Source organism: Pseudomonas sp. CFBP13528 (genome assembly GCF_005233615.1).
GTDB lineage: Bacteria > Pseudomonadota > Gammaproteobacteria > Pseudomonadales > Pseudomonadaceae > Aquipseudomonas > Aquipseudomonas fluorescens_AM.
The window spans coordinates 100,433-124,134 of the sequence record NZ_QGAJ01000010.1 but is presented as its reverse complement, the minus strand read 5'-3'; the positions used below and the strand labels follow the sequence as shown (position 1 = coordinate 124,134).

Annotated in this window: 19 protein-coding genes and 4 pseudogenes; 14 read left to right on the top strand and 9 right to left on the bottom strand. The window is 50.1% G+C overall.

The window, feature by feature from the left end; genetic code table 11:
* Positions 1 to 23 precede the first annotated feature (23 nt).
* Positions 24 to 908 (bottom strand): LysR family transcriptional regulator, encoded by an 885-nt coding sequence (locus tag PspCFBP13528_RS18620; RefSeq protein ID WP_122461172.1) that lies wholly within the window; start codon positions 906 to 908, stop codon positions 24 to 26.
* Between the two features lie 176 nt (positions 909 to 1,084).
* Here PspCFBP13528_RS18620 and PspCFBP13528_RS18615 point away from each other — a divergent pair, with 176 nt between their 5' ends.
* The 3 genes from PspCFBP13528_RS18615 to PspCFBP13528_RS18600 all read left to right on the top strand — a co-directional run bounded on the left by PspCFBP13528_RS18615 (position 1,085) and on the right by PspCFBP13528_RS18600 (position 5,269).
* Positions 1,085 to 1,474: a DUF2946 domain-containing protein gene (locus tag PspCFBP13528_RS18615; RefSeq protein WP_122461174.1), complete on the top strand. Its 390-nt coding sequence runs from the start codon at positions 1,085 to 1,087 to the stop codon at positions 1,472 to 1,474.
* A gap of 109 nt (positions 1,475 to 1,583) precedes the next feature.
* On the top strand, positions 1,584 to 3,665 hold the full coding sequence (locus tag PspCFBP13528_RS18610; protein WP_122461176.1) for a TonB-dependent receptor: 2,082 nt from the start codon (positions 1,584 to 1,586) through the stop codon (positions 3,663 to 3,665).
* 665 nt (positions 3,666 to 4,330) lie between these two features.
* On the top strand, positions 4,331 to 5,269 hold the full coding sequence (locus PspCFBP13528_RS18600; protein ID WP_224265958.1) for a helix-turn-helix domain-containing protein: 939 nt from the start codon (positions 4,331 to 4,333) through the stop codon (positions 5,267 to 5,269).
* A 49-nt stretch (positions 5,270 to 5,318) separates the two neighbouring features.
* Here the strand turns inward: PspCFBP13528_RS18600 and PspCFBP13528_RS18595 are convergent, their stop codons facing one another.
* On the bottom strand, positions 5,319 to 6,347 hold the full coding sequence (locus tag PspCFBP13528_RS18595; RefSeq protein ID WP_122461178.1) for a helix-turn-helix domain-containing protein: 1,029 nt from the start codon (positions 6,345 to 6,347) through the stop codon (positions 5,319 to 5,321).
* Positions 6,348 to 6,480: 133 nt separating this feature from the next.
* On the opposite strand from PspCFBP13528_RS18595, the gene PspCFBP13528_RS18590 reads away from it, so the two are divergent.
* Positions 6,481 to 7,371, top strand: a complete 891-nt coding sequence (locus PspCFBP13528_RS18590) for an MBL fold metallo-hydrolase (protein WP_065945826.1) — start codon at positions 6,481 to 6,483, stop codon at positions 7,369 to 7,371.
* A gap of 101 nt (positions 7,372 to 7,472) precedes the next feature.
* Positions 7,473 to 8,015 carry a cysteine hydrolase family protein gene (locus PspCFBP13528_RS18585; protein ID WP_137201183.1) on the top strand — a complete coding sequence of 181 codons (543 nt, stop codon included), beginning with the start codon at positions 7,473 to 7,475 and terminating at the stop codon, positions 8,013 to 8,015.
* A 150-nt stretch (positions 8,016 to 8,165) separates the two neighbouring features.
* Here the strand turns inward: PspCFBP13528_RS18585 and PspCFBP13528_RS18580 are convergent, their stop codons facing one another.
* Positions 8,166 to 8,402 carry an IclR family transcriptional regulator C-terminal domain-containing protein gene (locus PspCFBP13528_RS18580; protein WP_157829727.1) on the bottom strand — a complete coding sequence of 79 codons (237 nt, stop codon included), beginning with the start codon at positions 8,400 to 8,402 and terminating at the stop codon, positions 8,166 to 8,168.
* Between the two features lie 439 nt (positions 8,403 to 8,841).
* Here PspCFBP13528_RS18580 and PspCFBP13528_RS18575 point away from each other — a divergent pair, with 439 nt between their 5' ends.
* A complete protein-coding gene (locus PspCFBP13528_RS18575; protein WP_083207114.1) occupies positions 8,842 to 9,510 on the top strand; it encodes an FUSC family protein in 669 nt (222 codons plus the stop codon).
* Positions 9,511 to 9,531: 21 nt separating this feature from the next.
* The gene (locus PspCFBP13528_RS18570) at positions 9,532 to 9,873 is read left to right on the top strand and encodes a carboxymuconolactone decarboxylase family protein (protein ID WP_065945823.1); all 342 of its coding nucleotides are present in this window, start codon (positions 9,532 to 9,534) and stop codon (positions 9,871 to 9,873) included.
* A gap of 399 nt (positions 9,874 to 10,272) precedes the next feature.
* On the opposite strand, the gene PspCFBP13528_RS18565 is transcribed toward PspCFBP13528_RS18570, so the two are convergent.
* On the bottom strand, positions 10,273 to 10,545 hold the full coding sequence (locus PspCFBP13528_RS18565; RefSeq protein WP_224265959.1) for a DUF1652 domain-containing protein: 273 nt from the start codon (positions 10,543 to 10,545) through the stop codon (positions 10,273 to 10,275).
* 53 nt (positions 10,546 to 10,598) lie between these two features.
* Positions 10,599 to 11,912 (bottom strand): PAS domain-containing methyl-accepting chemotaxis protein, encoded by a 1,314-nt coding sequence (locus PspCFBP13528_RS18560; RefSeq protein ID WP_137201181.1) that lies wholly within the window; start codon positions 11,910 to 11,912, stop codon positions 10,599 to 10,601.
* Between the two features lie 312 nt (positions 11,913 to 12,224).
* Here PspCFBP13528_RS18560 and PspCFBP13528_RS18555 point away from each other — a divergent pair, with 312 nt between their 5' ends.
* Entirely contained in the window at positions 12,225 to 13,199 is a 975-nt protein-coding gene (locus tag PspCFBP13528_RS18555) for a helix-turn-helix domain-containing protein (RefSeq protein ID WP_137201179.1), read from the top strand.
* 175 nt (positions 13,200 to 13,374) lie between these two features.
* Here the strand turns inward: PspCFBP13528_RS18555 and PspCFBP13528_RS18550 are convergent, their stop codons facing one another.
* Entirely contained in the window at positions 13,375 to 15,003 is a 1,629-nt protein-coding gene (locus PspCFBP13528_RS18550) for a methyl-accepting chemotaxis protein (RefSeq protein ID WP_065945820.1), read from the bottom strand.
* Positions 15,004 to 15,147: 144 nt separating this feature from the next.
* Complete coding sequence (locus PspCFBP13528_RS18545; protein ID WP_137201177.1) at positions 15,148 to 15,606, bottom strand: hypothetical protein; 459 nt, start codon at positions 15,604 to 15,606, stop codon at positions 15,148 to 15,150.
* Between the two features lie 329 nt (positions 15,607 to 15,935).
* Here PspCFBP13528_RS18545 and PspCFBP13528_RS18540 point away from each other — a divergent pair, with 329 nt between their 5' ends.
* Positions 15,936 to 16,898 carry a helix-turn-helix domain-containing protein gene (locus PspCFBP13528_RS18540; RefSeq protein WP_012723703.1) on the top strand — a complete coding sequence of 321 codons (963 nt, stop codon included), beginning with the start codon at positions 15,936 to 15,938 and terminating at the stop codon, positions 16,896 to 16,898.
* A gap of 116 nt (positions 16,899 to 17,014) precedes the next feature.
* Here PspCFBP13528_RS18540 and PspCFBP13528_RS18535 read toward each other — a convergent pair whose 3' ends face one another.
* Together PspCFBP13528_RS18535 and PspCFBP13528_RS18530 are read right to left on the bottom strand one after the other, a co-directional pair.
* Positions 17,015 to 17,380, bottom strand: a complete 366-nt coding sequence (locus PspCFBP13528_RS18535; protein WP_012723702.1) for a histone-like nucleoid-structuring protein, MvaT/MvaU family — start codon at positions 17,378 to 17,380, stop codon at positions 17,015 to 17,017.
* Positions 17,381 to 17,551: 171 nt separating this feature from the next.
* Positions 17,552 to 17,977 (bottom strand): annotated as a pseudogene (locus PspCFBP13528_RS18530) (methyl-accepting chemotaxis protein); the annotation flags it as partial.
* 1 nt (position 17,978) lies between these two features.
* Here PspCFBP13528_RS18530 and PspCFBP13528_RS18525 point away from each other — a divergent pair.
* The 5 genes and pseudogenes from PspCFBP13528_RS18525 to PspCFBP13528_RS18505 form a co-directional block, all read left to right on the top strand.
* Positions 17,979 to 18,124: pseudogene (locus PspCFBP13528_RS18525) on the top strand (potassium transporter TrkH); the annotation flags it as partial.
* Positions 18,125 to 18,259: 135 nt separating this feature from the next.
* Positions 18,260 to 19,581 (top strand): annotated as a pseudogene (locus PspCFBP13528_RS18520) (chloride channel protein).
* 406 nt (positions 19,582 to 19,987) lie between these two features.
* Positions 19,988 to 20,788: pseudogene (locus PspCFBP13528_RS18515) on the top strand (isocitrate lyase/phosphoenolpyruvate mutase family protein); the annotation flags it as partial.
* Positions 20,789 to 20,909: 121 nt separating this feature from the next.
* Positions 20,910 to 22,001, top strand: a complete 1,092-nt coding sequence (locus PspCFBP13528_RS18510; protein WP_065930956.1) for a trifunctional transcriptional activator/DNA repair protein Ada/methylated-DNA--[protein]-cysteine S-methyltransferase — start codon at positions 20,910 to 20,912, stop codon at positions 21,999 to 22,001.
* 253 nt (positions 22,002 to 22,254) lie between these two features.
* The gene (locus PspCFBP13528_RS18505; RefSeq protein WP_003191440.1) at positions 22,255 to 23,394 is read left to right on the top strand and encodes a hypothetical protein; all 1,140 of its coding nucleotides are present in this window, start codon (positions 22,255 to 22,257) and stop codon (positions 23,392 to 23,394) included.
* Positions 23,395 to 23,702 lie beyond the last annotated feature (308 nt).

Below are 23,702 nucleotides of genomic sequence, written 5' to 3'. Positions count from 1 at the left end.
ATTCAGCAAACAACAAGTATCACTCATGGGTCGGTGTGCGGAGAATAAGCTTTCACGGCGTTCGCCAGGGCTGAAGCCAATCGCCTAAGCGGACGCTCTTCGCGCTCCAGTAATACAACGCGCCTGGTTTTTTGAGGCGTGCCGAACGGCTCAAAGGCGAGTGTGGTCAGGCTTTCGACTTGTTGCTGAGCGAGAGGAATGATGGATACTCCAAGTCCGCTTGAAACCATCTGGATAATCGCATCTTGGCTATCAAGCTCCATGCTGGTCTGCACCCGCATCCGCATAGTGCGAAGCTCCCGCTCAATGGTTCGACCCGCCCAGGCACGACGATCAAAGCGAATAAACGGCTGACTTTTGAGAAGAAGCTGCAAGTCCTCATGCGCGAGTGACACAGGCGCGATGATCCAGAAACCTTCCTCGTAAAGCACCGTGCTCACCAGGCCATAAGGGTGTGGTTTCACCGGCTCTGTGGTGATCGCAACATCTAGTTCGCCCGCTTCTACGCGCGTGGCCAACTCAGCAGACATGCCCGACGCAACAGTGATGCGCAGGTGCGGATGCAGGGCGCGCAATGCAGACAGTGCGAGGGGCAAAACGCCTGCCAGTGCTGTTTGGATGGCGCCGATTCTAAGCCTGCCCCGTAACTCGCTGTCGCCGCCAAGCTCAGAGGAGATGCCGTCATACAAGGCTAGAATTTCTCTCGCGCGCTCCACGGCGATATGGCCCGCATCCGTCAGTACCGGCAACCGTCGTGAACGGTCAAACAGGAGCGCGTTGAAATCCTCCTCCAACGACCGAACATGAAGGCTGACCGCTGACTGGGTGAGATGAACGGCGTCCGCTGCTCTGACGAAAGAACCGTGTTGGGCAATAGCAAGCAGTGTTCGAAGTGCGCGTAGAGACATAGCCATCATCCAACAAGTTGATGAGCGAGCTTACCAGTTGGTGCAGGCGTCTTGTTTGGACGCAGAGATCTTCCCTGCGATCCAATATGACCTGTGGCGAAATAGCGCACCCAGGAAAAATTTACTTCACTCTTTAAAGCGGGCTAAATAGTTGCCCCTTCGCGGCGATTTCATTTATGAGCTCGTTGAAACGTATCCGTCCCTGGATTGCCTGTCTGGCTGTCCTGCTCAATCTGTTCGCTATGCCGATGAGTCGTGCGATACAGGCACCAGACGTGCGCCTGATGCTTTGGGGTGGTTTTTGTTCAGGTGGGAACTTGAGCGCCCTTCCTGCAGACCTCGGCAAAGTAATTGATGCCCTGCAGCTGCCGCAATCGAAACCTGTCATGCAGCACGGCGACTGCTGTTGTGGTCATGCGGGACTTGCAGCGTTACCGTCCAACTACTACCGGCACTACCTACCGCCGTACACCCCCAATACCGCCCTCGAAAATCCTGAGTTGCCCACGCTACATCCGAGAGTTCGTTGGCCAAGCCTAAGTCCACGCGCATCCCCTTTCGCCTGATCACAACACCGCTGACCTCATGCGGTGCTGCTCTCTTTAAATCCTTCTAGCGGCCTGCGATGGACGCTGAACGCCCTTAAAGTTTCTTGATCATCAGGAAGTGCGTGCTATGCCTGCTTCAACCACTTTGCGCCCTGCAAAGGCATTGTCTGTGTCCCGCCCCCTTTGGCCCCTGCTTTCAATAGGCGTGCTCGCGTTGAGCCCGCTGTCAGTGGCATTAGCTGAAGCCAGCAGAATCGAAAATTCAACCCTGACCCTAGGTGCGGTCAGCATTCAGGGCTCGGCAAGCGGCCCTTTGAGTACCAGCAACGTTCTCAGCTCGGTGGATATTCTCGGAGGAGACATCCTCGAAAAAATGCCAGTAAATTACAGCTGGGAACTGTTCAGTCGCGCACCGGGTGTCATGCTCACTGAATTCAACCAAGGCACGACCTCAGGGAAAATTTCCTTCCGTGGCTTTAACGGTGAAGGCGAAGTGAATGCCGTAAAGCTTTTGATCGACGGCATTCCGAGCAACAGCAACGACGGCAATATGCCGTTCATGGACATGATTTTCCCCATGGAGCTGGACAGCATTGAGGTGGTGCGTGGCACCAGCGATGCGCGTTATGGTCTGAACAACATTGCCGGCAACGTCAACATGCTCACCCGCACAGGTGGCGACTACAACAAGGCGCGGCTGCGTTATGGAAGCTTCAATACCCAAGAAGCACAGCTGGCCAAGGGAATTGAGAGCAGCAACTGGACTCAGAATTACTTTTTCGCCTATCAAAAATCTGATGGCTACCGGGATCATGCCGAAGCCGACAAGTTTTCAATGTCTGGCAAATGGTTCTACACGCCGGACGATGACAGCTACCGTATCGGCCTTATTGCTCGTCACTACGAAACTGAAGCTCAGGAGCCAGGTTATCTAAGAGAAGACGATGCACGTCATCACCCGGAAATGACCAACAGCTTCAACGCTACTGACAAGGGTACGCGTCGCATGAACCAAGTCAGTCTGCATTTTGATACAGACCTGGCTGATAACCTCGCTTGGTCAGCGAAGACCTACGTCAACACCTTCGATGACAGGCGTTGGACGCAATACTGGAGCACCAGCGCTCAACAGGAACGCGACGCTTACGAGACGCAATATGGCGCGCTAACCTCCGTGACCTGGCGACCGCAAGTCAGCTGGCTTTACGACTTCGCCTTGGAAGGAGGCGCAGACGTACAGCAGCAGCAAAATAAAAGTGAGCGCTATCGCACTAGAGACCGCACACGTCTAGCTACCACCCGCGACCAACAGTTCGACTTCGACACCTACGGCGCTTATGTCCAGGCAGAGATCAAACCTTTCGAGTCTCTGAAGATCGTACCCGCCTACAGGGTCGACAAGATCCAGGGCGACTTCACTAATGAAATGACCGGCACAGATTACGACATCAACGACTACGGGCTGATCAAGCAGCCGAAGATCAGCGTTGTCTATTCTCCCTGGGACGTTGCCAGCTTCTATGCGAACTGGGGACGTACCTTTCAAGTGGGCACCGGGGCGGCGGCTTACAAGATACCTCCCCGGGATACCGATCTGGCACCCTCGATCAACGAGGGCTGGGAAACCGGAATCAAGTTCACGCCGGATGACTGGGTAGACGGGCGCGTTGCTTATTGGCAGCAAGAGGCCTCGGGGGAAGTTAGTCGAAGGCTGAACGACCCAAGCGGCGAATCCGATAATGTTGGTGAAACACGGCGCTGGGGTTACGACTTGCAGATGAACCTGTATCCGAACGAACGCACCAATATCTGGATGGCCTACTCTTGGCAATATTCGAAAATACTCCAGCCGAGTGCCACGTTGCCTAACAGCAAAGGTCAGGAAATCGACCACATCCCGCATCACCTCTACAACGCGGGAATCAGCTACGACGCGACACCAGCATTACATCTGACGGCCTGGATGAACGGCCAGACCAATTACTACCTAGAACGGGAGAATAAAAAAGGGACGTATGGCGGTTACGTGCTGATGAACCTCGGCGCAACATACAAAGTGACACGATCAGTTAGTGTCGACTTACAGCTGAAAAACCTTACAAATCGTTATTATGAATATGCTTGGTATGACCCGGACGGTGCCCAGGCATCCCTACATTCCCCGGGTGATGGCCGTGCGCTTTACACCGGAGTGACTTTGGACTTCTGAGGAGGAATTCTGTTGAGGCCTATTAGGCCTCATCAGCTCCAAGGAATGCGCGTCTTCCTCACCGCAATCCGATTAACTAAGAGAAAGCTGGTTGGTAACTAATCGGCTGAGAAATCTATATGTATTAGGCTCATTCACTGTCGCATTCGAATACAATCTTACGCGATCTAGAAGCCAACAGCTTAATCAGTTCTTGCAGTTGACATGATCGAAAATGAGCATGCATAGATTGTTCGTCGCGCCAAAAAAATTCGATTATCCAACTATTCGATTCGGCGACCTTCCTCAACTCACATCCTGCAACACCTGAAGAACCAATCTCCAACAGCCCAAGAATATTACAAATCTTATCTGCAAATTCATCATCCATGTTCACTTCGAACCCCATAGCGCTCTTCATAAGCCCCGACATAAAACCAATCTCCAAATCGAAAAAATAATTAGGCCGTGCGAATTACCAATACACCGCACAAGGATGTTCAAGTTACTAAATTTATCCCTAGGTGAGATTGGGCTATGCTGCAGCGTTCTAGGTTAAAGTTACGATAGACGAAAATAAGTTAAAAACATGACAAAAAATTGATGATTTCTGCCAAAATCACCAGAACCCACAAGGTGCTCTCCCGGAAGGTGTAACACAAATGCTTGTAAGATCTGTTCAGTTCATGACTTATCCCGAAGTTAGCCTTCTCGACTTAGCAGGCCCTTTGGATGTTTTTATTGCGGCTAACCACTTTGCAGACCCGGATCATCCCCCCTACTCCTTATCGATCCTTTCTTTAAGTGGAACCACTGAGATTTTCTCTAATTTCTCATTAAACGCTGCGGTTTTGGGAGCGGAAACACCGGGAGCGCACACGCTGATCGTCCCAGGCGGGCCTGGCATCCACAAATTTTGTGATCATCCAAAGTTTTTTACACATTTTGTAAGACATGCTGAAAATGCAAAGCGTCTAGTTTCCGTTTGCACGGGGGTATTTGCGCTAGCGAGAGCTGGAAAACTAAACGGGCGACACGTTACTACTCATTGGTCTGCCTATGACAAATTGGAAACAGACTTTCCATTTGTAAACGTAAGGCGCGGCCCTATATTTATTAATGACGGGGACTTATGGACTTCAGCGGGTGTTACTTCCGGGATCGATTTGGCGTTATCAATGGTTGAAGCCGACTTGGGGCATTCTGCTGCACTCGAAGTAGCACGACATCTGGTTGTTTTTTTAAAACGGCCAGGAGATCAAGATCAGTTCAGCTCATCTTTGACGTTACAGTCAAAAAGCAGTCAATTCTCAGATCTTCACGCTTGGCTAAATAGCAATCTTAATAGCGATTTATCGATATCTTCACTAGCAAATTTTATGAACATGAGTGAAAGAACTTTTGCACGTAAATATAGTGAAGTCACAGGTAGCACGCCGAGTAAAATGGTCGAGCAGATTCGCCTAGAAACGGCTTGCCACTTACTTGTGACGTCAAACTCGCCACTCAAAGCAATCGCCAATAAGTGTGGGCTAGGTGACGAGTCAACGTTTATTCGTAACTTTACAAAAAAATACTCCGTCACGCCCAAGGAATATCGAGAGCGGTTTAAGCCGCTTCTCTGAAAGGTTTTTCACATTAAGCGGCGGACTGAATACTATACTAACTTAGTATTTATATATTAAGCGTAATATCGAGCTTGATTCTTGGAAAAACATCTAGTTCGCTATTTTTTTCTTCCAATTTTTTTTCACGGAAAAACATTCGCCGATACTCAGAAGGCGACGTGCCGAGGTGCACAGCGAATTGCTGCCTCAACGATAAAGGCGTTCCAAATCCTGCCTCACCGGCTACACATTCGATAGGCAGGTCAGTCGTTTCTAACAGCTCCTGCGCTCTGACAACGCGTTGAGCATTCAACCACTTTGAGACGGTACTGCCAGTCGATTCCCTGAATCGACGAGTGAAGGTGCGCCTACTCATTTTCGCCATGTCCGCCATTACGTCGAGCGACAGATCACTGGCCAAATTCATACGAGCCCATACCAGCACATCAGACAAGTGAGTCTCGCTGGATAGCTGCGGCACAGGATGCTCAACGTATTGAGCTTGGCCGCCCTGCCTGTGCGGCGGTGTCACCAGCATTTTTGCGGTGCGATTCGCTACATCGGCGCCGAGCCGCTGCCGTACCAAGTGAAGGCAACAATCTATTGCCGCAACGGTTCCTGCAGAGGTAATGATGTTGCCATCACTGACATAGAGCACTTCAGGCCTGAAACGAACTTCTGGGAACCGTCGCCCAAACTCGTCTCTGACTGCCCAGTGAGTGGTTGCTTCTTTGCCATCAAGAAGCCCGGCATCGCCGAGCACGAATGCTCCCAGACATAGCCCGACGATGAGCTTTTCCTGGAAATTTGCACGTTGTAAGGCTTGCACAAGCTTTGCAGACGCTGCGACCGAATGATCACCCCACGCCGGAATGACAATTACGTCGGATGCCTCCATCAGTTCCAGGCCATGATCGACCGCTAAGCCTATGCCCTGGTCGCTTATCACCATTCCCGGAGCCTCTGCACAGTAACTGACCTCGTAATGAGGTTCACCGGGTGCAGATTGAGCTGTTCCAAGCACCATTCCAGGGACGGAAAGATGAAACAGGCTGACTCCGTCAAAAGCCAGAACAGCAACGCGTGTGGATTGCATCAGTCAGCCTCACATTCGAGAACAGCGCAGGTTTTATGGCCCGATTATATCGCAATCTGTCATTCAGGCCACTGTTGAGTCCCAGAGTATTGGGCAAGAATGGAGTCACTGATGCAATAACAGGATTAACGAGATGAACTTTAAAACACTTCCAATCGCCCTTGGCCTTGCCTGCACTGCCGCAACCTCATCGGCATTTGCGAGCTCCGAGACTCTCAATTCCCCGGACGCGGCCCATAAAGTCGACTTGCAGCAAGTTCGGAACGCAACGGTAAAAATCTCCTACGGCGGCACGACCTTTCTGATCGACCCGATGCTGTCCAAAAAGGGTACCTACCCAGGATTTGAAAATACCTACCGTAGTGACCTGCGCAATCCCTTGGTTGATCTGACTGAGTCGCCCGAAAAAGTGATCTCTGGTGTAGACGCTGTCATCGTCACTCATACGCATCTTGACCACTGGGACGATGCCGCACAAAAAGCACTGCCGAAAGACATCCCTCTGTTCACGCAGCATGAGGACGATGCGAAGTTGATTCGCTCCCAAGGCTTCAAGAATGTGCGCGTACTGACTGACGAAGCTAAATTCGGCGGCGTCAAAATCACCAAGACCGGTGGTCAGCATGGCACCGACGAAATGTATGCAGTACCCGCTTTAGCGAAGCCTCTTGGCGAAGCAATGGGCGTTGTTTTTCAAGCTCCAGGCTACAAGACCCTTTACCTGGCCGGTGACACTGTCTGGCGTAAAGAGGTCGACCAGACCATTGAGAAATATCATCCCGAAGTCATCGTACTGAATGCCGGGAAAGCAATGATGACCGGCTATAAGGGATCGATCATCATGGGCGAGGAAGACGTTTTACGCGCCTCAAAGGCTGCGAAGGACGCGAAAATCGTCGCAGTGCACATGGACGCAATTAACCACATGTCCCTGACTCGTGAAGAGCTGCGCACATACGTCAAAAAGCAAGGTATCGAGAGCCGGGTCGATATTCCGGAAGATGGCGCTTCACTGGAGTTCTGACTCAAACCTTTTGGGTTCGGAATAAGGCAGGTGCTATACCTGCCGATCTGAGCCTTCGCCACCCATTCCCTAAGCTCGGATAAATTGACCGGAGATCGTTCATGAAACGTGGCCTTGTAGTAGTTGATCTGCAAAACGAATACCTACCCACTGGCAAGCTACCTTTGACCGGGATCGACACCGCTGTCGAGAATGCTATCCGAGTGATCAGCCACGCCCGTGATACGGGATTTCCTGTTTTCCACATACGGCATGAGTCCGCTGAAGGCGCTCCGATCTTTGCAAAGGGATCCACAGGTGCGGAAATTCAACCAGATGTAGCTCCCCAAGGTAATGAAACTGTAATCGTAAAAAAACACATCAACGCCTTCAGAGAAACTGATCTAAAGCAGCAGCTGGATGGCTCAGGCGTACAGGAAATCGTGGTCATAGGCGCGATGAGCCACATGTGCATAGACGCCGTAGTACGTGCGGCAGCGGATATGGGTTATCCGGTTACTGTGCTGCACGATGCCTGCGCGACCCTGGATCTCAAATTTGGTGGTGTAAACGTTCCAGCCGCTCATGCACATGCAACGATGATGGCAGCCTTTGAGTTCGGCTACGCCACTGTCAAATCGGTGGACGAGTACCTGTCGGCCTAACCGCGCGACGACTTGACTTTGCGGGGCCCCATGGGGCCCTTGCCTTCATCATCAACGCACTAGCAATTTGATGGCGCCGGCAACGAGTTAAGCATTCATCGCCTCAGATTCAGACGGACTATACCTTGTCAGGATCGTCCCGCTTGTGCGCTAGCCGACTATACCGATCTCTTTGAACACTCCAGCCTTGGAACGCAATAACTCCTCAATGTAGGTATCGCGAGCCCTTTCGAAACGAAATGTAGGGATTGGCATTGAGATTGCAAAACGGCCTAACACTGTATCCAGCGCGACAGCTGTCGTGGTGATGCCCTCGATGAGTTCACCGTGATCGCTTGAAATCCCGATTTTGCGAATATTGTCCAACTGTTTCAGCAGCGTCAGCAATACCGCCGTCTCCTGCTTCGTAGCGATTTCAGCTGCAAACAGAGCCTTAAGTCCTCATTTTTGTCTAGAGCCAAGAGCGCCCGTCCAGCAGATGTCCCATACAACGGGGTATCCAACTGGCCAAGACGTGGCACCACCTGTAACTCACGATCAGCAACAACACGGTCTTCAACGATCAGTTGGATGCCGGCAGGCCTCGAAAATACAACCGTCTCTTGAACCACCTCGCTCAGCTTATGCAGCCAAGGGCGAACGACAGTCATGCGGTCGACATGGGCATTCGCGACAAGCCTTAACAAACCCGCCCCGAGACTGATTCCTCCGGCTCCTTCACTCCGAATCATTACCTGCTCTTCCAGCGCTCCTACGATGCGCTGCACCGTTGAGCGAGGCAGATCTACCGCCTGGGCTCACTTGTTTTCCTGAGCGCTATCGGGGTATGGACTCTGTCAGGAGAACAAGCCGCACTCATCATGATGATCGTGCTACCTGTCTTGCTCTCCCAGGCATTCTCCTCACACCCAGTGCCACGCGTGGCAACCGCCAAGTTACTGGGGGAGCCTTGATCGCCATCCCTGTCGCTATCCTGTTTGTACTCAGTTCGCTTGCGCAGGGTTCGGGCGATTTCGAGATGTTGATCCTGGTGCTTTCTGCGCCTCTTTTTCTGGGGCTGATGAGCATGACGTCACCGACACTCGCCCCCTACGGGCTTGGTTTCTGCCTCACCTTGGCTGTGCTTGTTCAGCCGAGCAACTACATGACATTTGCAGTCGATCAATGCCTGTCCACGGGACTGGGAATCGCAGCGGGCCTCGGCTTGCTGTACGCAGGGTTTGATCTGTTAGGGCCGCCCAAGGCCACATGGCTGCAGCGACGAATTATCAGAGCACTTAATTCCGACTTGGGAAAAATGCGGAAAAAGCGATTGTCAGCCAACTGGCTTACACAACGTGCGGCTGAGCGTCTGGCCTTTCTCGCTGCATACGAGCCGCCATCGCCGGTCGGTAGGAAGCTGACACAGCGTGGGCTTAATGTATTTGAGTCTGGCCACCGCATGACCGTGAACTCAATCAAGCAGCACCAAGCATCAAATTCCACGCTCCAATAATGAATTTAAAGGTATACAAAAATGCACAACCATCAGGCTGATGCTAACTTCATGCGAGATCTCCAAGAGGCTGCCCCCGAAATGGTCGCGGCATTTTTCAACTTTGACAAAGCTGTATTCAACAAGGATGTCGGTAGCCTGAATTTAGCCACGCGGGAATTAATCGCTGTTGGCGTAGCAGTGACTACACAGTGTTCTTCTTGCATTACCGACCATGCGAAGCGAGCCATCAGCGCGGGGGCGTCGAAGCAAGATGTAGCCGAGGCGATCATGTTAGCGACAGCGCTTCGAGCGGGTGGAGGGATTACCCATGGATGGCAAGCGATGAAAGCTGCCCATCAAAGTGATGAGTCACGACGCTAAAGCAGTATTCGTCTGGGTACGTTTCAAAAAAACGCTATCGGATCGAAGCTGCGCGTCGCGGCAATCCGATCTTTGCACAGAAATAAAACGTGATGTGGACTTGCTTGGCGTGCCCGACCCTTCGAGTCTGGAAAAACATATGTGAGGCATTCAATCAGTCCATTAATGCAAGTTAGAGTTTACCAAACGAGGTCATTCTCATCTAATCACTTCACTCGAAAGTAATGGGTGCCAAACACACGGTGGGCACGCATAAGTATAGCACGGGATGTCACCCACCCGACTTTATCGCCTTTTAGCAAACAATTTCGGTCGCTCCGGGTAAATCGGTATGAATATTTTACCGTGAGCAGGATGAAGGCACACGAGCGGAAAGAATGTCGGGGTATGGAAAAAGACTTATCTCCTACCGATCTGAGAGAACGAACGTCGGCAAGCGTCGATCTCAAAGCTCAGCTCTTCGATCAGCGACGAAAGTGCGGAACTGGACGCAAGGATATCACCACGGACAGCGGTAACAAGAAGATCCACACGACCAGAACAAGGTTCGTAAAGTTTGATAGTAAGGGTGCCATCTGCGCTCAATGTACAATCGCACGAAAGTGGTCGAAAAGCCGACTCGAGAGCCTTTCGCAACTGAAGCGCAGAAATTCCTGCTAGTATTTTTGACACCCGGAGACGCCCTATCAGAGGGTCTACTAAACTCAACCTATAATAGATTGCTTTCAGTCACATTCAGAAGCAAACATGCTCACCGCCTCAACCGCATCGCTTGTTCCCCTTTGGATTTGGGATATAACCTCTCCCGCTTGATCAGCCAGCATCACGCCGCGCTGTGCACGTTCGCGCGTAGAAACCATGCTCGCCACCGCGTCGCGTGTCTCAGTAAGAATTCTACCGATCATTTCTGCAATTTCCGCTGTAGAGCGGCTTGTACGTCCCGCCAGCTGTCTGACTTCATCCGCCACTACCGCAAATCCACGACCTTGGTCACCGGCACGTGCTGCCTCGATTGCAGCATTCAGCGCAAGTAGGTTGGTCTGTTCAGCGATACCCCGTATAGTGTTGACGATAGCCGTTATTTGCTCCGATCTATCCCCCAACTCTCCAACCAATCGCGCAGATATTCCAATGCTCTCAGCTATTGAGCGCATCTCAATCGCTGTCTCGTGAATGACCTGCGCTCCTTGTTTTGCAACTCGCTCAGTTTCAGCGGAAATATGGTACGCACGTGATGCACCTTGGGCATCTTCGCCAATTTTCTCAATGCGAGCGGTAATGTCGCTAGCAAATTTTATAATCTTGATTAACTTCCCATCACGATCGTAAACAGGATTATAACTTGCCTCCAGCCAGACCGTTTTGCCGCTCTTGGCTATTCTTTTGAATTGGCCGCTAAAAAAATCGCCCGCATTCAGGCGTCGCCAAAAATCAATGTATCCTTCTGTGCGAGTCAACTCCGGCTCACAAAACAAACTATGATGCTTCCCTTTTAATCCGGACACATCATAACCCACAACATTTAAAAAGTTCTGATTTGCACATATTATATTTCCACATGTGTCAAATTCAATAATTGCCATCGCCCTGTCAATCGCATTCAATTTCGCGCGCAATTCTGAATCTCGAGCGACTTGCTCCGTTACATCAAAGGCGAATTTTATTATTTTTTCGACTTTCCCAGATGCGCCCAACAGTGGGCTATAAGTGGCTTCAATCCAAATAACTTCACCAATCTTCGTAATCCGAGGAAAGGTGCCAGACAATGACTCTCCTAACTGCAGCCTCTGCCAAAAAGAAGGATATTCAGGGCTTCGGCCAAAGCTCGCCAGGCAAAAGTCTTTGTGCGTTTTGCACAAAATCTCGTCAGCATGATAACCAAACAAGCGCAAAAAATTATTATTCGCACTTGCCACATTTCCCTCTGCATTAAATTCAATGATAGCCGTTGACCGATCAAGAGCCACAAACAATTCGTTAAGCTCGCTGCTTTTAGCTTCCAAATCGGATAGTTTTCTTTTCAGTGCTTTATTAAACATGATCAGCCCTTAGTAAATGATAACGAAATGAATAGTTATTGCGCAAAACCTAATGGATAACTCTCTACCCCTCAAGCTCAATCCACACCTAAATATCAACTAGCCATTGGGCTAAAAATAGAGGGCTACCGTCAACTCGCGACCAGGATAAATATGACTTTTTATAAACACCAGCAACAAGCAAAAATAATTCTGCGCTTTTCTTTAGTATTGCGCTTTTCTTTGATTATCAATTCAAATGCAATAAAAACGGAATTGAATGCAGGGCGGGGCAAAAGCTATAATAGAATTTTCTGTGACCACGAATGAATGATGGATATCTACGGCGCTAACAAACTACATTTTCATGACATAGGGGATGCGTCAGAGCACTTCCAAAGCTACGATAATTTCATGTCGATAACTCCGGGTTTGAACGGGACGCTAGACTATGAAAAAAGGATTTGTGTTATGGGCACGTCATTCGTAAGTCTTTCTTATAGCCAGTCTGGATGGGGATATAGAACGTCGAACGAACTGGATGGTTTCTCTATTACAGTTCCACATTCTGGCTTTATGCAATGGCGCAACCATAATGGAATACACAGGGTCGAGCGAGGAGCTCTCGTAATCGCTGACCAGAGAGAAATATTTCTCGCGAATTATGCCGAGGGAATAAACTACACAACGATATATATTTCCAACGCTGACATGGCAAAACAACTTACCTTGATCTTAGGCTACTCCCCTAAATCGAGAATTTTTTTCGACCAAAGAACAAGCGAACGATGGCAGATTAATTCTATCCAAAGACTCGTAGAAACCATTTTAGATTTTTCGGAAAAATCACCAATATTTGTAAAAAGAGTTGCTGACAGCCTAAAAGAAAGCTTGATAGGTTTTTTTCTCTGCAACTTTCGTAACAATTACACTTTGAGTATCCTGGGCCCCAAAAGATCCATGACGCTTACGCCTCACTTAATCAACATGGCTGCAGAATACATGGCATCCAGTGTAGACCCACACTTAACCGTGTGCGAAGTCGCCACCCATGCAGGCCTTAGCGTTCGCTCTCTGCAAATGGGGTTTAAGAAATTTAAGAACACTACGCCTATCGTCTTTTTGCGAGAGCAGAGACTGGAAAAAGCGAGGCGTATGTTAAACATGGAGGATAACTCCCTCACTCCAAAAGAAATTGCATACGCGTGTGGCTTCACCAATTATCAATCCTTTTGCAAATACTACAGTCTTAAATATTTCATTCATCCTTCGTTCATAGGACAGCCCTCTCTTCGTAAGAAATCGTGACACACACGGGTTTATTAGGTGCGAGCAAGTTGAGAGAGGTGATTGGTGGCGGCTGGAAGATCAGCGAGCACGCAGCGGCGGCTCCTGGGCTTTGCTGCGGGCTCACCTAGGGTACCGCGCCTGGTACGCGCATTCCAATAAAGCAGCTCTTAAAGTATTTTCAAATGCACCAATATCAAACTTTAAACTTTTGAACGAGATGGTTCAAGTTAACCGCTAGCCGACTGAGTTCATTGCTGGCCTTAATTGTTTGATTTGCACCCTCGCTGCTTTGGATCGCTAAAGATCTAATGCTCAACAAGCTCCTGTCAACGTCTCTAGCGACGTGTGCTTGTTGCTCCGATGCGACTGCGATCTGTAGGTTACGCTCGTTGATTTGAAGAACGGAATCCGTGATCTGCCGCAATGATTGACCCGCCCCCTCAGCTGTCCTTTTAGTATTATAAACTTCTTCAGTGCTTCGACGTATTGAATCGACTGTTGTTGAGGATCCACTCTGAATTGCTGTTATCATTTTCTCTATTTCCAAGGTGGAAATTTGAGTTCGATGCGCGAGCGCTCTCACTTCATCAGCAACAACAGCGAACCCCCTCCCTTGTTCGCCTGCGCGTGCGGCTTCAATTGCGGCGTTTAAAGCCAACAGGTTGGTTTGCTCCGCTATACTTCTGATTACGCCTACGACTTGGCTTATATCTTCCGCCTGTCCCGCCAATTCTGTCACCTGAGAGGCGGAGCTTTCCACGAGCTCTGTCAAAGTCTCTACGGCAGACAAAGTTTCGGAAACACGGAGATTACCGAGCTTAGCCGCCTCACTAGACTCCTGGGCTGCTTGGGAGGTAGAGGTTGCGTTACGAGCAACTTCTTCAACTGCGGAAGTCATTTCTGTTACAGCAGTGGCAGCTTGTTCAATTTCGCTATTCTGTTGCTGAAGATGCCGATCCGCAGCCTCAGTTATGGAGGTCATTTCGACTGCAGCTGAACTCAGCTGGATGGACGCTTCAGAAATTTCTAAAACTGTGTCCTGGAGATTCTTAGACATAAGATTGAGGGCAACCATTAGCCTAGAAACCTCATCTGTGCCCGTAATTTCAAGACGCCGCGTAAGATCCCCCGACGCAATTTCCTCAGCAAGCCTGAGCGAGTCCCCCACAGGCTTTACTATACTGCGCGTCAATGCTATAGCTAAAACAATAGTAAGCAAAAGAGAAACGACAACAATAGTAACAAGTACATTCACGCTTTCATTATAAACAACGTCCGCCTCGACCCCCAAAGCTTTTGCTTGTTCGGCATTGAACTGCCTAATAACATTAAGTTTTTCCTGAAATGAGCTGGCATTATCCGCTTGGGTAGAATTAGCAAATATCAAGGCCTGCTCATGCTCAGACAAGTCAAGCTTTGACAATTGCGCAAGCCCTGCAATATAAATCTTCATTGCTTGATCTGCAGCCTCGAATTGCTCCCGATCCTTCTCACCAGCCATGAGGTTCTTACGATAGTAATCGCTACGCTCTTCTAATATTTGCACCGAATGTTGGACTTTAGCTTCGGCGGCGCTTTTCCCCGCCACATTTGTTGAGTTAGCAAGCATCCTGATGCTTTCTAGCCGGGCGTTAAGCAAGGAGATTTGGATATCATCGATAGTCTGCGTACTCGGCAAAGCATTTTCTGCTAACTGTTGTCCGGCGGCCCTTAAGTGAGATAGCTGCACGTAAGCGAAAACACCTAAGAAAATGAGAATGGCAGTGATACTTCCGAAACATAAAGTAGCTTTAGTTGAAATACCTAAATTCTTGAAATTCATAGCGACTCCGACAGTCGTCTTTCATCACAAGCTAGCTAGCCTGGACAAGTATTTTAATAGAAATAATGCATATTATTGCGCTAGGCAATAACCTTAACTAATTTTACTGCGATACGGAAGTAGCTCGCATGCTAGTGCGCTTCGTCACGATTCGTCGACAAGACTAATTTCCGCATTAAATAATTCATCATCAAGCTTCTTCAAGGTTCGGACACTTTTAATCAACACTTTCTTATAGTCACGAAATGCCTCCCAAAGCGGATCATCCGGGTCATCCGGAATCTCCATTTCGAGATTGGCTGTAAGTGAATTGAGATAACTAAGGCTTTCGCCGATGTTACGCTTAATAGACGTTTTCAATGCTTCAAGTGAAAAATTCAGTTTCTTCAACTCTCTAGCAAGCATATAGGAAGGCAACGAGGTAGTTTTATTGGTATCACTTACGTCGAGTTGCGCAGCTTTTTCCACCTCAAGATTAGCGAGCAAAAAGGTATGCTCAAGCGCCCGCACTGAAAAAACAATCCCACCTACATCTTCTACCATCTGCATGGTAAGTTCTTCGCATTTTTGTGTTGCTTCTATATATTTTTTTAATTTAGGCATTATAGGAAACCAGCAGAGTTCGTTGACTATCATGAAATTATTATTTTCTTGTCTTCCATGACGACGAGCGCGCTGAAGCTGAACCAAAATTTTATGGCTAACTATCCCTCGCTTTGAAGATGTATTTACGCGCAATCCAGATCATATGCGTGTCTAAAACCGATAACACTGTTAAAAGAATCCGTTTTTGCAATCTAACGTTGGCTCAAGGAAGGTGGCGATGTGATCATAATACGCTATCATTTCGTCCGAAAAAAATGACAACAGGTTGACGATTCACGCCAAAAATGGATTCATGCGCACTACATAGGTGCGCAGGAATCCGCTGAATGCTAACTAAAACGATTCAGTTCATCGCTTTTGCCCAAGCTAATTTGATCGACCTGGCCGGCCCTCTAGAAGTATTTTCAACAGCCAACTATTTTTCAGATCCGAAAGCTCCGCCCTACCATCTATCGATGGTTTCGCTTGATAGCGTAGCCGCTTTGCTTCCTGATACCTATATCCACACCGCCCTTCTAGATGAGAGCTCACTAGCCCCACATACGCTAATCGTTCCTGGTGGGTTAGGCATATACGAATTCTGTAAACATCCCCAATTTAGCGCTGTATTTAAGGCTCACGTTGAGAAAGTGACGCGTCTGGTCTCCGTTTGTACAGGAGTGTTTGGACTAGGCGCAGCCGGAGCGCTCTCAGGCTGCAAAGTTACAACCCACTGGTCTGCGTATGATGAACTTGAGAAAACTCATCCAGATGTTTTACTTCGTCGTGGGCCTATATTTGTCAACGATGGACGCATTTGGACGTCAGCTGGTGTCACCTCAGGTATTGACTTAGCCTTAGCACTTGTTGAAGCTGATTTAGGGCACGCTTTAGCTTTGAAAGTCGCGAAGCACTTAGTCGTATTCTTAAAGAGGCCTGGTGACCAGAGTCAGTTTAGCTCTAGCTTAGATTTGCAAACCAGAAGTTGCACTTTTTCTGATCTGCATGCATGGGTAAATGAAAACCTTGTAGAAGACTTGTCTATCGCGGCGCTTGCCAAGCGAATGCATATGAGCGAGCGTACCTTCATAAGAAGGTACAGGACAACAACAGGGCAGACCCCGAGCAAGATGGTCGAAAAACTAAGAGTTGATGCCGTACGTCACTTGCTGGTGAGCACCGAGTGCCCTCTCAAGGAAATCGCACACTTGACGGGACTGGGACATGAGGCAAGTTTGATAAGGAAATTTTGGAAGTTTTTTGGCGTAACTCCAAGTGAGTATCGCCAAAGATTTAAGTCAACCATATGAATGTACGGTCTGACCATCAGACTGCTGATATTACTCGTCAACGAGCGTTATAGCTGATCCCGCACAGTAAAATTGTGAGCAAGAAGGCCCCATAAGGGCCTCCTTGCAGAAGGTGATTACTTGCTCAGCCAAGACTCAACTGTCGCGGCGCCGTGCTTGGATTTCCAATCTTTAAGCGTTTTGTGGTTACCACCCTTGGTTTCGACGACTTCACCAGTGTGAGGGTTTTTATAAACCTTCAACTGGCGAGGCTTGCGACTGCCCACTTTGGACTCGGCTACTGGAGCCCGTTGACCGGCTTGCGGATCAAGCAGGTTGATCACGTCCTTGAGGCTGTAGCCGTATTTTGCGAGCAAATCGCGCAGCTTCGTTTCGAATTCGATTTCTTTCTTGAGGCCTGCATCCCCCTTGAGGGCTTCGAGAGCTTGGAGCTGTTCGGCGAGGTGTTTTTCTAGCTGGCGGAATTCTGCGAGTTTGGACATGGGAGTTTCCTGAGTAATTAGTATTGTCACGTTACGAGAGAATAGACACTCGCAGGAAGGAGAAGACTCAACTCTTAGACCCCTATAAAATGCTGGGTGTTAACGCGCTATCGGTAGGAGCGTAAGCAAAAGCTGGAGGGAGGCAACAAGTTGAGCTCCCCTTCTGTCGCGTTACAGCTTGAAACGCGAAACGACAGTACGCAGTTGCCCAGCCAGCAGCGAGAGTTCTTCCGCAGTCACAGCGTTGTCCTCTATCCCCTCCATCAATGCAAGGCTACCGTTACGAATCTCGGTCACATTGCGATTTATATCCTCCGAGACGGCGTGCTGCTGAACCGCCGCGCTGGCTATCTGGGTGTTCATTCCTACGATTTGCTCAACGCCGTCATTGATTGCATCCAGGCTGGTAGAGGCCTGATCAGCGGATTCGATGCACTCCTGCGCGCGCAGTTTTCCCGTTTTCATTTGCTCGACGGCGTCGCCTGTTGCCAGTTGCAGCTCTTGGATAATCCGGCGGATCTCTTCAGTGGAGTTTTGTGTGCGCGAGGCCAGAGTTCTGACCTCGTCGGCGACCACCGCGAATCCTCGACCCTGCTCAGGCTTAGGCACAATCATCGGCCCCCTGGTAACTTCTCGTCATTACCTGACGCTGCAAAATGGTTGCTTACCATTGGCATGCTGCTGGGACGGCTGGAGATACTCACCGTCCTGGTACTCGTAAAACCGGTTTTTTGGAGGTATTAGTCCTATCAATGAATAGGTGAATACCCATGGGCGCGAAAAAAGCCTGTCGAGCGACTCCGCCAAAGCTGTTTGGAACGAGCTGCTTATTTGGTTAGTCTTGCGGTCAATACAGCGACTTCAAGAGGAGCTCCTCGGGTGATCAAGCCGATAATGCTGTTACGCCGAGGCTTCGCCTCCATACGCTGGCGCACCAGGGTATCGCTATGGATTGCAGCAACCATTGCTGGGCTGCTGGTGGTGGCTTTCGCTAGTCTGGCAGACATGGCCTTGGCGCAGTTTGCTCAACAGACCGCTGAGCGAGCGTGGCTTCCGCTTGTTTACACCCCAATGATCGGCATGCTCGTAGTCTGGCTGACAACGCGCTTTTTTGTGGGCGCCCAAGGTAGCGGAATTCCTCAGGTAATCGCAGCAACACGACTTGCGCGTCAAGGTAAGCCCATTAACAGACTGGTTTCATTGCGCATTGCTTTCGCCAAGATAAGCCTTGGAACTCTGGCGCTGACGGGCGGCTTTTCGGCGGGGCGTGAAGGCCCCTCAGTGCAAGTTGCCGCATCCATCATGCAATTCTTTCACCGCTTCCTGCCCAATGCGCGAATCGTGCGCAGCGAGGATCTCATTCTGGCGGGAGGTGCAGCGGGTATTGCGGCAGCATTCAACACGCCCTTGGCAGGGATCGCATTCGCGGTAGAAGAACTTGGACGCAAGCTGGAGACCCGTACCAGCGGGGTTCTTCTCAGCACCATTATCCTCTCTGGGATGGTTGCCATTGCCTTGCAGGGAAACTACAACTATTTCGGTCACTTCGGCATTCAGGACATAAACCTCGACATTGTCGTCCCGGCATTAGTCATAGGAATTGGATGCGGGCTATTGGGTGGTTTGTTTAGTCGAATGTTGTTATGGCCGCAGCGGCATCCACACTTCATCATCTGGCAATGGCGGCGCCTGCACCCGGTGTGGTTTGCCGGCATCTGTGGATTGGTCGTCGCCATCTTAGGTTGGTTGAGCGGCGGAGTGTCGTTCGGTAGTGGGTACGGCATTACTTCTCAGGTCATCGCATCCGATGTAGTCCTGCCATGGCACGCCCCCATTACTCGCTTCTTAGCGACCGTAGTGACCTACTTCTCTGGTATTCCAGGAGGTATTTTCGCCCCCTCGCTCGCTGTAGGGGCCGCAGTCGGCGCCAATACCGCAGAGCTATTCCATCTGGCCGCGCAGCCCACTATTGCACTCTGCATGGTCGGATTTCTGGCTGCCGTTACTCAGTCGCCAATCACCTCCGCAATCATTGTGATGGGGTGATTAATAGCCACAGCATGGTGATCAGTCTCATGGCGGTAGCCCTGATCGCCAAGGCTGTCAGTTCAAGAATGGGCCCTGAGTTGTATCAGCAGTTGGCGCGAGGCTTTCTCGAGAGTGCAGAACCTGCCACTAAGCCAAAGATTCCTACTCGATAAGCCTACCGCGTGGTCGTTCTAGCCAGTGAGCTCAGTTTATCCTTCTCATGCTGCAGCGCTAACGTGTCCTCTGCACGAGTGATGAAGATCCACGTGCCTGCCGCATGCATCCTTAAAGATCGCTGGGTTTATTCCAGCGAGACTGATGCACCTGCATCGCTTTGCCTTTCAGTGCAGCGTTGGCGATGGAAGAAGATCGTAATCATCTATCCGATCCCTGCAATGACTGGATGTGTACGGCAACGTCTTTCAGCAGGCTTTTGAGTAGGTATTCACCCATTCCTAGCCCGCAGAAACTATATTCGCTAGCTCTTAAATCACTGTCGATTTCTCGGTGGAGACGTCTGTGTAGTCAGCTTACGATAGCGCGATCTGCATCAGTCTTCTCTCTCCGGGGCACCACTGAATGACGCCACTAAGTGCGGTTTTCCGCAACCTTCACCAAGATAATTTGTTGGTACTCGCCAACGTGAGCGATGCTGGCAGCGCACGTATTGTCGAGAGCGTAGGGAGTAAGGCAGTCGCGACCAGCAGCGCCGCCGTTGCTTGGGCGCATGGATACCAGGATGGCAATCAACTTCCCCTAAAACTGCTGACTACTACAGTTGAGTCAATGGTTCGAGTGCTTACAGTCCCCCTCACGGTCGATGTCGAAGGGGGCTATTCCGACGACCTTGAGTCGGTTGCTAAAGTTATTGACTGCGTAGTTAGGGCTGGAGCCGTTGGAATCAACATTGAGGACGGAACAGGCAGCACTGATCTGATTTTGCGAAAAATCGAAGTGGCAAAGAAGGTAGCAAACAAGCATGGAATAGACTTGTTCGTGAACGTACGAACTGACGTTTATCTGAGATGTTTGGTAGAGCCAGCGCGACAATTGCCAGAGACCCTCTTCCGTGCATCGCTGTTCGAGCAAGCAGGTGCAGACGGCATCTTTGCGGCTGGAATGGTTGAGGAAAACGACATTGCTACACTGTGCGAGGCAACGCGGCTACCCGTCAACCTGCTTGCCTGGAACGGCCAACCCGGCATGGATGAATTAACGAGTCTAGGCGTCAAACGGCTAAGCGCTGGTTCCAGCATTGCTGAATTCTTATGCGGCGCCAACAAGGCGTTCGCCAAGAGCTTCCTGCGAACGGGAAAGCTTTTCGAGTATCCATTGGACGCATATACCTACAGCGACCTGAATAACCTTATGGCAGCAAAAAAAACACCTAAGCGAAAAGTTATCTTCGCCCTATTAATCTGTAATCCGCATGAAAATCGCCGCTGTTTTCCGCACCTCGAAAGCGATTTTCACACCCATTCGAAGACGAGGCTACGCTCTAATGAGATCTTACAATCCCGCTCTTCCGCCCAGAAGCGAGATGGTAAATGCGATGCTATGCAGCGACACCGCCTATGAAGGCGTTTTTTTCACTGCTGTCAAAACTACAGGTATTTTTTGCCGCCCTACATGTGGTGCACGTAAGCCAAAGCCCGAGAATGTAGAGTTCTTTTCGCAGGCCAACGAAGCGATGGCTGCAGGTTATCGGCCTTGCTTACGATGCAAGCCATTAGATCTCGCGGCTTCCGCGCCAGATTGGGTCAAGGGGCTACTGGCCTCTGTATCTGCATCACCTGACGCTCGCTGGAGTGATGCTGAACTAACTACGCGTGGTATCGATCCGTTACGCTTACGCAGGTGGTTCAAACAAAATTTTGGCATGACTTTTCATGCATGGATGCGCTCTAGAAGGCTCGGTGTCGCCCTAGGCCGGATTTCTTCGGGCGAAACCCTGGATAACACAGCATTTGACTTAGGATACGAGTCATTGAGTGGCTTTAGGGATGCTTTCAAAAAAACATTTCAAATGCCCCCCGGTAAGGCAACTGAAACGTCCCTCCTGCTTTATCGCCATCTGACTACACCGTTGGGCCCAATGATTGCCATGGCAGAGGAACGAGGTTTGGTACTCCTCGAATTTCTTGACCGTCCAGCGCTAACCGCTGAATTAAACGAACTGCGTGGGCGTCATGGGTATTCAATTGCGCCTGGCGAGCATCTCCACATCAAGCAAATCGAAGTGCAACTAAAACTTTATTTTGAGGGAAAGCTAAAGAAATTTTCAGTACCGCTCCATATGCCAGGCAGTTCTTTTGACAGGCTTGTGTGGGCAGAGCTTTTAAAAATCGACTATGGAACCATTTCAACCTACGGTGCCATCGCTGGGGCCATCGGTAAGCCAGGTGCAAGCCAAGCAGTGGGCAATGCAAATGGACACAATCGCTTATCCATTATCGTTCCCTGTCACCGTGTCATAGCGACGAATGGAGCACTCGCCGGATATGGCGGAGGACAGCCCCGAAAAGAATTTTTACTGCGTTTGGAGAAGACTGCTTTGCAGATAACTCAACAGGACGAATTCCTGTTGGATTAGCTGCTAATCGGAACATATGCAGACACAACTAAAGAGTTCCGGAAACAGCCCCTCCGAACTCCAGAACTAATGGCGTAAGTCACCACGTGTCAGCAGGTTAATTCCACATCACCTATTTCCCAACGGTGCTGGATTGAGTGATACGCGATGAGACATCCCGGGCTAACCACAAGACGTGTTGGACAGAACCTTACGATCAGCTATTGTCGCACCAGTTTAAGCTTGGCTTCTAACGTATCAGCGAGCGTTCTAAATGCAATCAATACTACGCTTCAGGACTATCACGTTTGGTCTGATGCTTTTTGCAAGCCAACCCCGTGCAGACTCACTGGTAAGCGAAGAACAACTCTTACTGCCCATCCAGGTTGACTCACATATTGAGAAAATCGAAGCATTAATCGTTCGTCCCGTAAAGGAGGGTAAGTACCCCATTGCACTGATTGTTAACGGCTCGGCGGCAACATCTCCGTCCGCCGCACATGCCGATTGGCTTGCTCATATCGCTCACGACTTTGCGCACCGTGGCTGGCTTGCCGCATCTATTGTATGGCCCGGCTATGGTCGTTCGACCGGAAACTTCATGAATGAAGGGGGAACTTGCACCAATCCCAACGTGGCACGATTTCTCGATGCGCATGGCAGAGAGCTTGGCGCCGCATTGGCGGCTGTGCGTGAGCGTCCAGATGTAGATCCATCCTTGGCAGTAGGTGTTGGTATCTCTATCGGCGGAGCGTCAATGCTAGACCTCGCGGCTCAACCAAGTCACCCATTGACGGCGGTAGTTAACATCTCTGGCGGCGTTTACCACTACACAAATGTGGGCTCTGCGGACTCTAATTGCTCGTTATATCAAACTGATCTTGTGCGAAACCTCACGAAATTTGGCAAAGGCAACCCAACGCCAACGCTCTGGATTTACGCCGAGAATGATCCGTTTTTCAGCCCAGATCTTGTAGGTCGGATGATCGCGGGCTACCGCTCGGCGGGAGGTAATGCTGAACTGGCGCTGCTACCCCCATTCGGTAGGGATGGGCACTCGCTCTACAAACAAGAGGCCAATACCCTTTTAAAGCCTCATATCGAAGATTTTCTCAGGAGCAACCGGCTTCCTGCCATGGACGACAGCGCATTAATGCTGCTGCTTTCGAAGCTGGCGCCCGAAGACCGTGCGAGCGCTGAGGCTTATCTTCAGAGCGTTACCGAGAAAGCCATGGCCATGTCCAAGGAAAGTAGCAGCATTTACTGGTACTACGGCGCGCGCTCACTCAAGACAGCACGAAAGCAGGCGCTTAGCAATTGTCGCAAGGCAACTGGCAAGCCCTGCCAGCTCGTTGCGCAAAATATGGAGTTGATTGATGGCTGGCAAGATGTGGTTTCCCCATCGGAGAAATGAGAAGCTGCTTGGCGTATCGACCATATCGCACTGAGTAACCAACGCAAGCGGAGCGCGCAGGCTGGCACAGCCGAAGGCGTGAAGGATGGACGCCCGCAGGGCCGAGATACGGCGGGACGCGGGAGCTCGGTTCGCCACAGCCTGCCCGCGCACAGCGACTCGCCAACTGAAGTAAGTCAGTCAGATCTTGCGGCCCGACTCAGTAGCGCTAGAGAAGCCACCAACCCCACATCGGTAAACTCCCAAATTTTCCCACCAGGATAAGCAATCAAAATGGGGAGTGTATCGTAATGATAAATTGCGACTGC

Excerpts from the sequence above, each read along its gene's own strand:
- PspCFBP13528_RS18620 (WP_122461172.1), bottom strand. The coding sequence starts at position 908 with ATGTCTCTACGCGCACTTCGAACACTGCTTGCTATTGCCCAACACGGT.
- PspCFBP13528_RS18615 (WP_122461174.1), top strand. The coding sequence starts at position 1,085 with ATGAGCTCGTTGAAACGTATCCGTCCCTGGATTGCCTGTCTGGCTGTC.
- PspCFBP13528_RS18610 (WP_122461176.1), top strand. The coding sequence starts at position 1,584 with ATGCCTGCTTCAACCACTTTGCGCCCTGCAAAGGCATTGTCTGTGTCC.
- PspCFBP13528_RS18600 (WP_224265958.1), top strand. The coding sequence starts at position 4,331 with ATGACTTATCCCGAAGTTAGCCTTCTCGACTTAGCAGGCCCTTTGGAT.
- PspCFBP13528_RS18595 (WP_122461178.1), bottom strand. The coding sequence starts at position 6,347 with ATGCAATCCACACGCGTTGCTGTTCTGGCTTTTGACGGAGTCAGCCTG.
- PspCFBP13528_RS18590 (WP_065945826.1), top strand. The coding sequence starts at position 6,481 with ATGAACTTTAAAACACTTCCAATCGCCCTTGGCCTTGCCTGCACTGCC.
- PspCFBP13528_RS18585 (WP_137201183.1), top strand. The coding sequence starts at position 7,473 with ATGAAACGTGGCCTTGTAGTAGTTGATCTGCAAAACGAATACCTACCC.
- PspCFBP13528_RS18575 (WP_083207114.1), top strand. The coding sequence starts at position 8,842 with ATGGACTCTGTCAGGAGAACAAGCCGCACTCATCATGATGATCGTGCT.
- PspCFBP13528_RS18570 (WP_065945823.1), top strand. The coding sequence starts at position 9,532 with ATGCACAACCATCAGGCTGATGCTAACTTCATGCGAGATCTCCAAGAG.
- PspCFBP13528_RS18560 (WP_137201181.1), bottom strand. The coding sequence starts at position 11,912 with ATGTTTAATAAAGCACTGAAAAGAAAACTATCCGATTTGGAAGCTAAA.
- PspCFBP13528_RS18555 (WP_137201179.1), top strand. The coding sequence starts at position 12,225 with ATGGATATCTACGGCGCTAACAAACTACATTTTCATGACATAGGGGAT.
- PspCFBP13528_RS18550 (WP_065945820.1), bottom strand. The coding sequence starts at position 15,003 with ATGAATTTCAAGAATTTAGGTATTTCAACTAAAGCTACTTTATGTTTC.
- PspCFBP13528_RS18545 (WP_137201177.1), bottom strand. The coding sequence starts at position 15,606 with ATGCCTAAATTAAAAAAATATATAGAAGCAACACAAAAATGCGAAGAA.
- PspCFBP13528_RS18540 (WP_012723703.1), top strand. The coding sequence starts at position 15,936 with ATGCTAACTAAAACGATTCAGTTCATCGCTTTTGCCCAAGCTAATTTG.
- PspCFBP13528_RS18535 (WP_012723702.1), bottom strand. The coding sequence starts at position 17,380 with ATGTCCAAACTCGCAGAATTCCGCCAGCTAGAAAAACACCTCGCCGAA.
- PspCFBP13528_RS18510 (WP_065930956.1), top strand. The coding sequence starts at position 20,910 with ATGAGATCTTACAATCCCGCTCTTCCGCCCAGAAGCGAGATGGTAAAT.
- PspCFBP13528_RS18505 (WP_003191440.1), top strand. The coding sequence starts at position 22,255 with ATGCAATCAATACTACGCTTCAGGACTATCACGTTTGGTCTGATGCTT.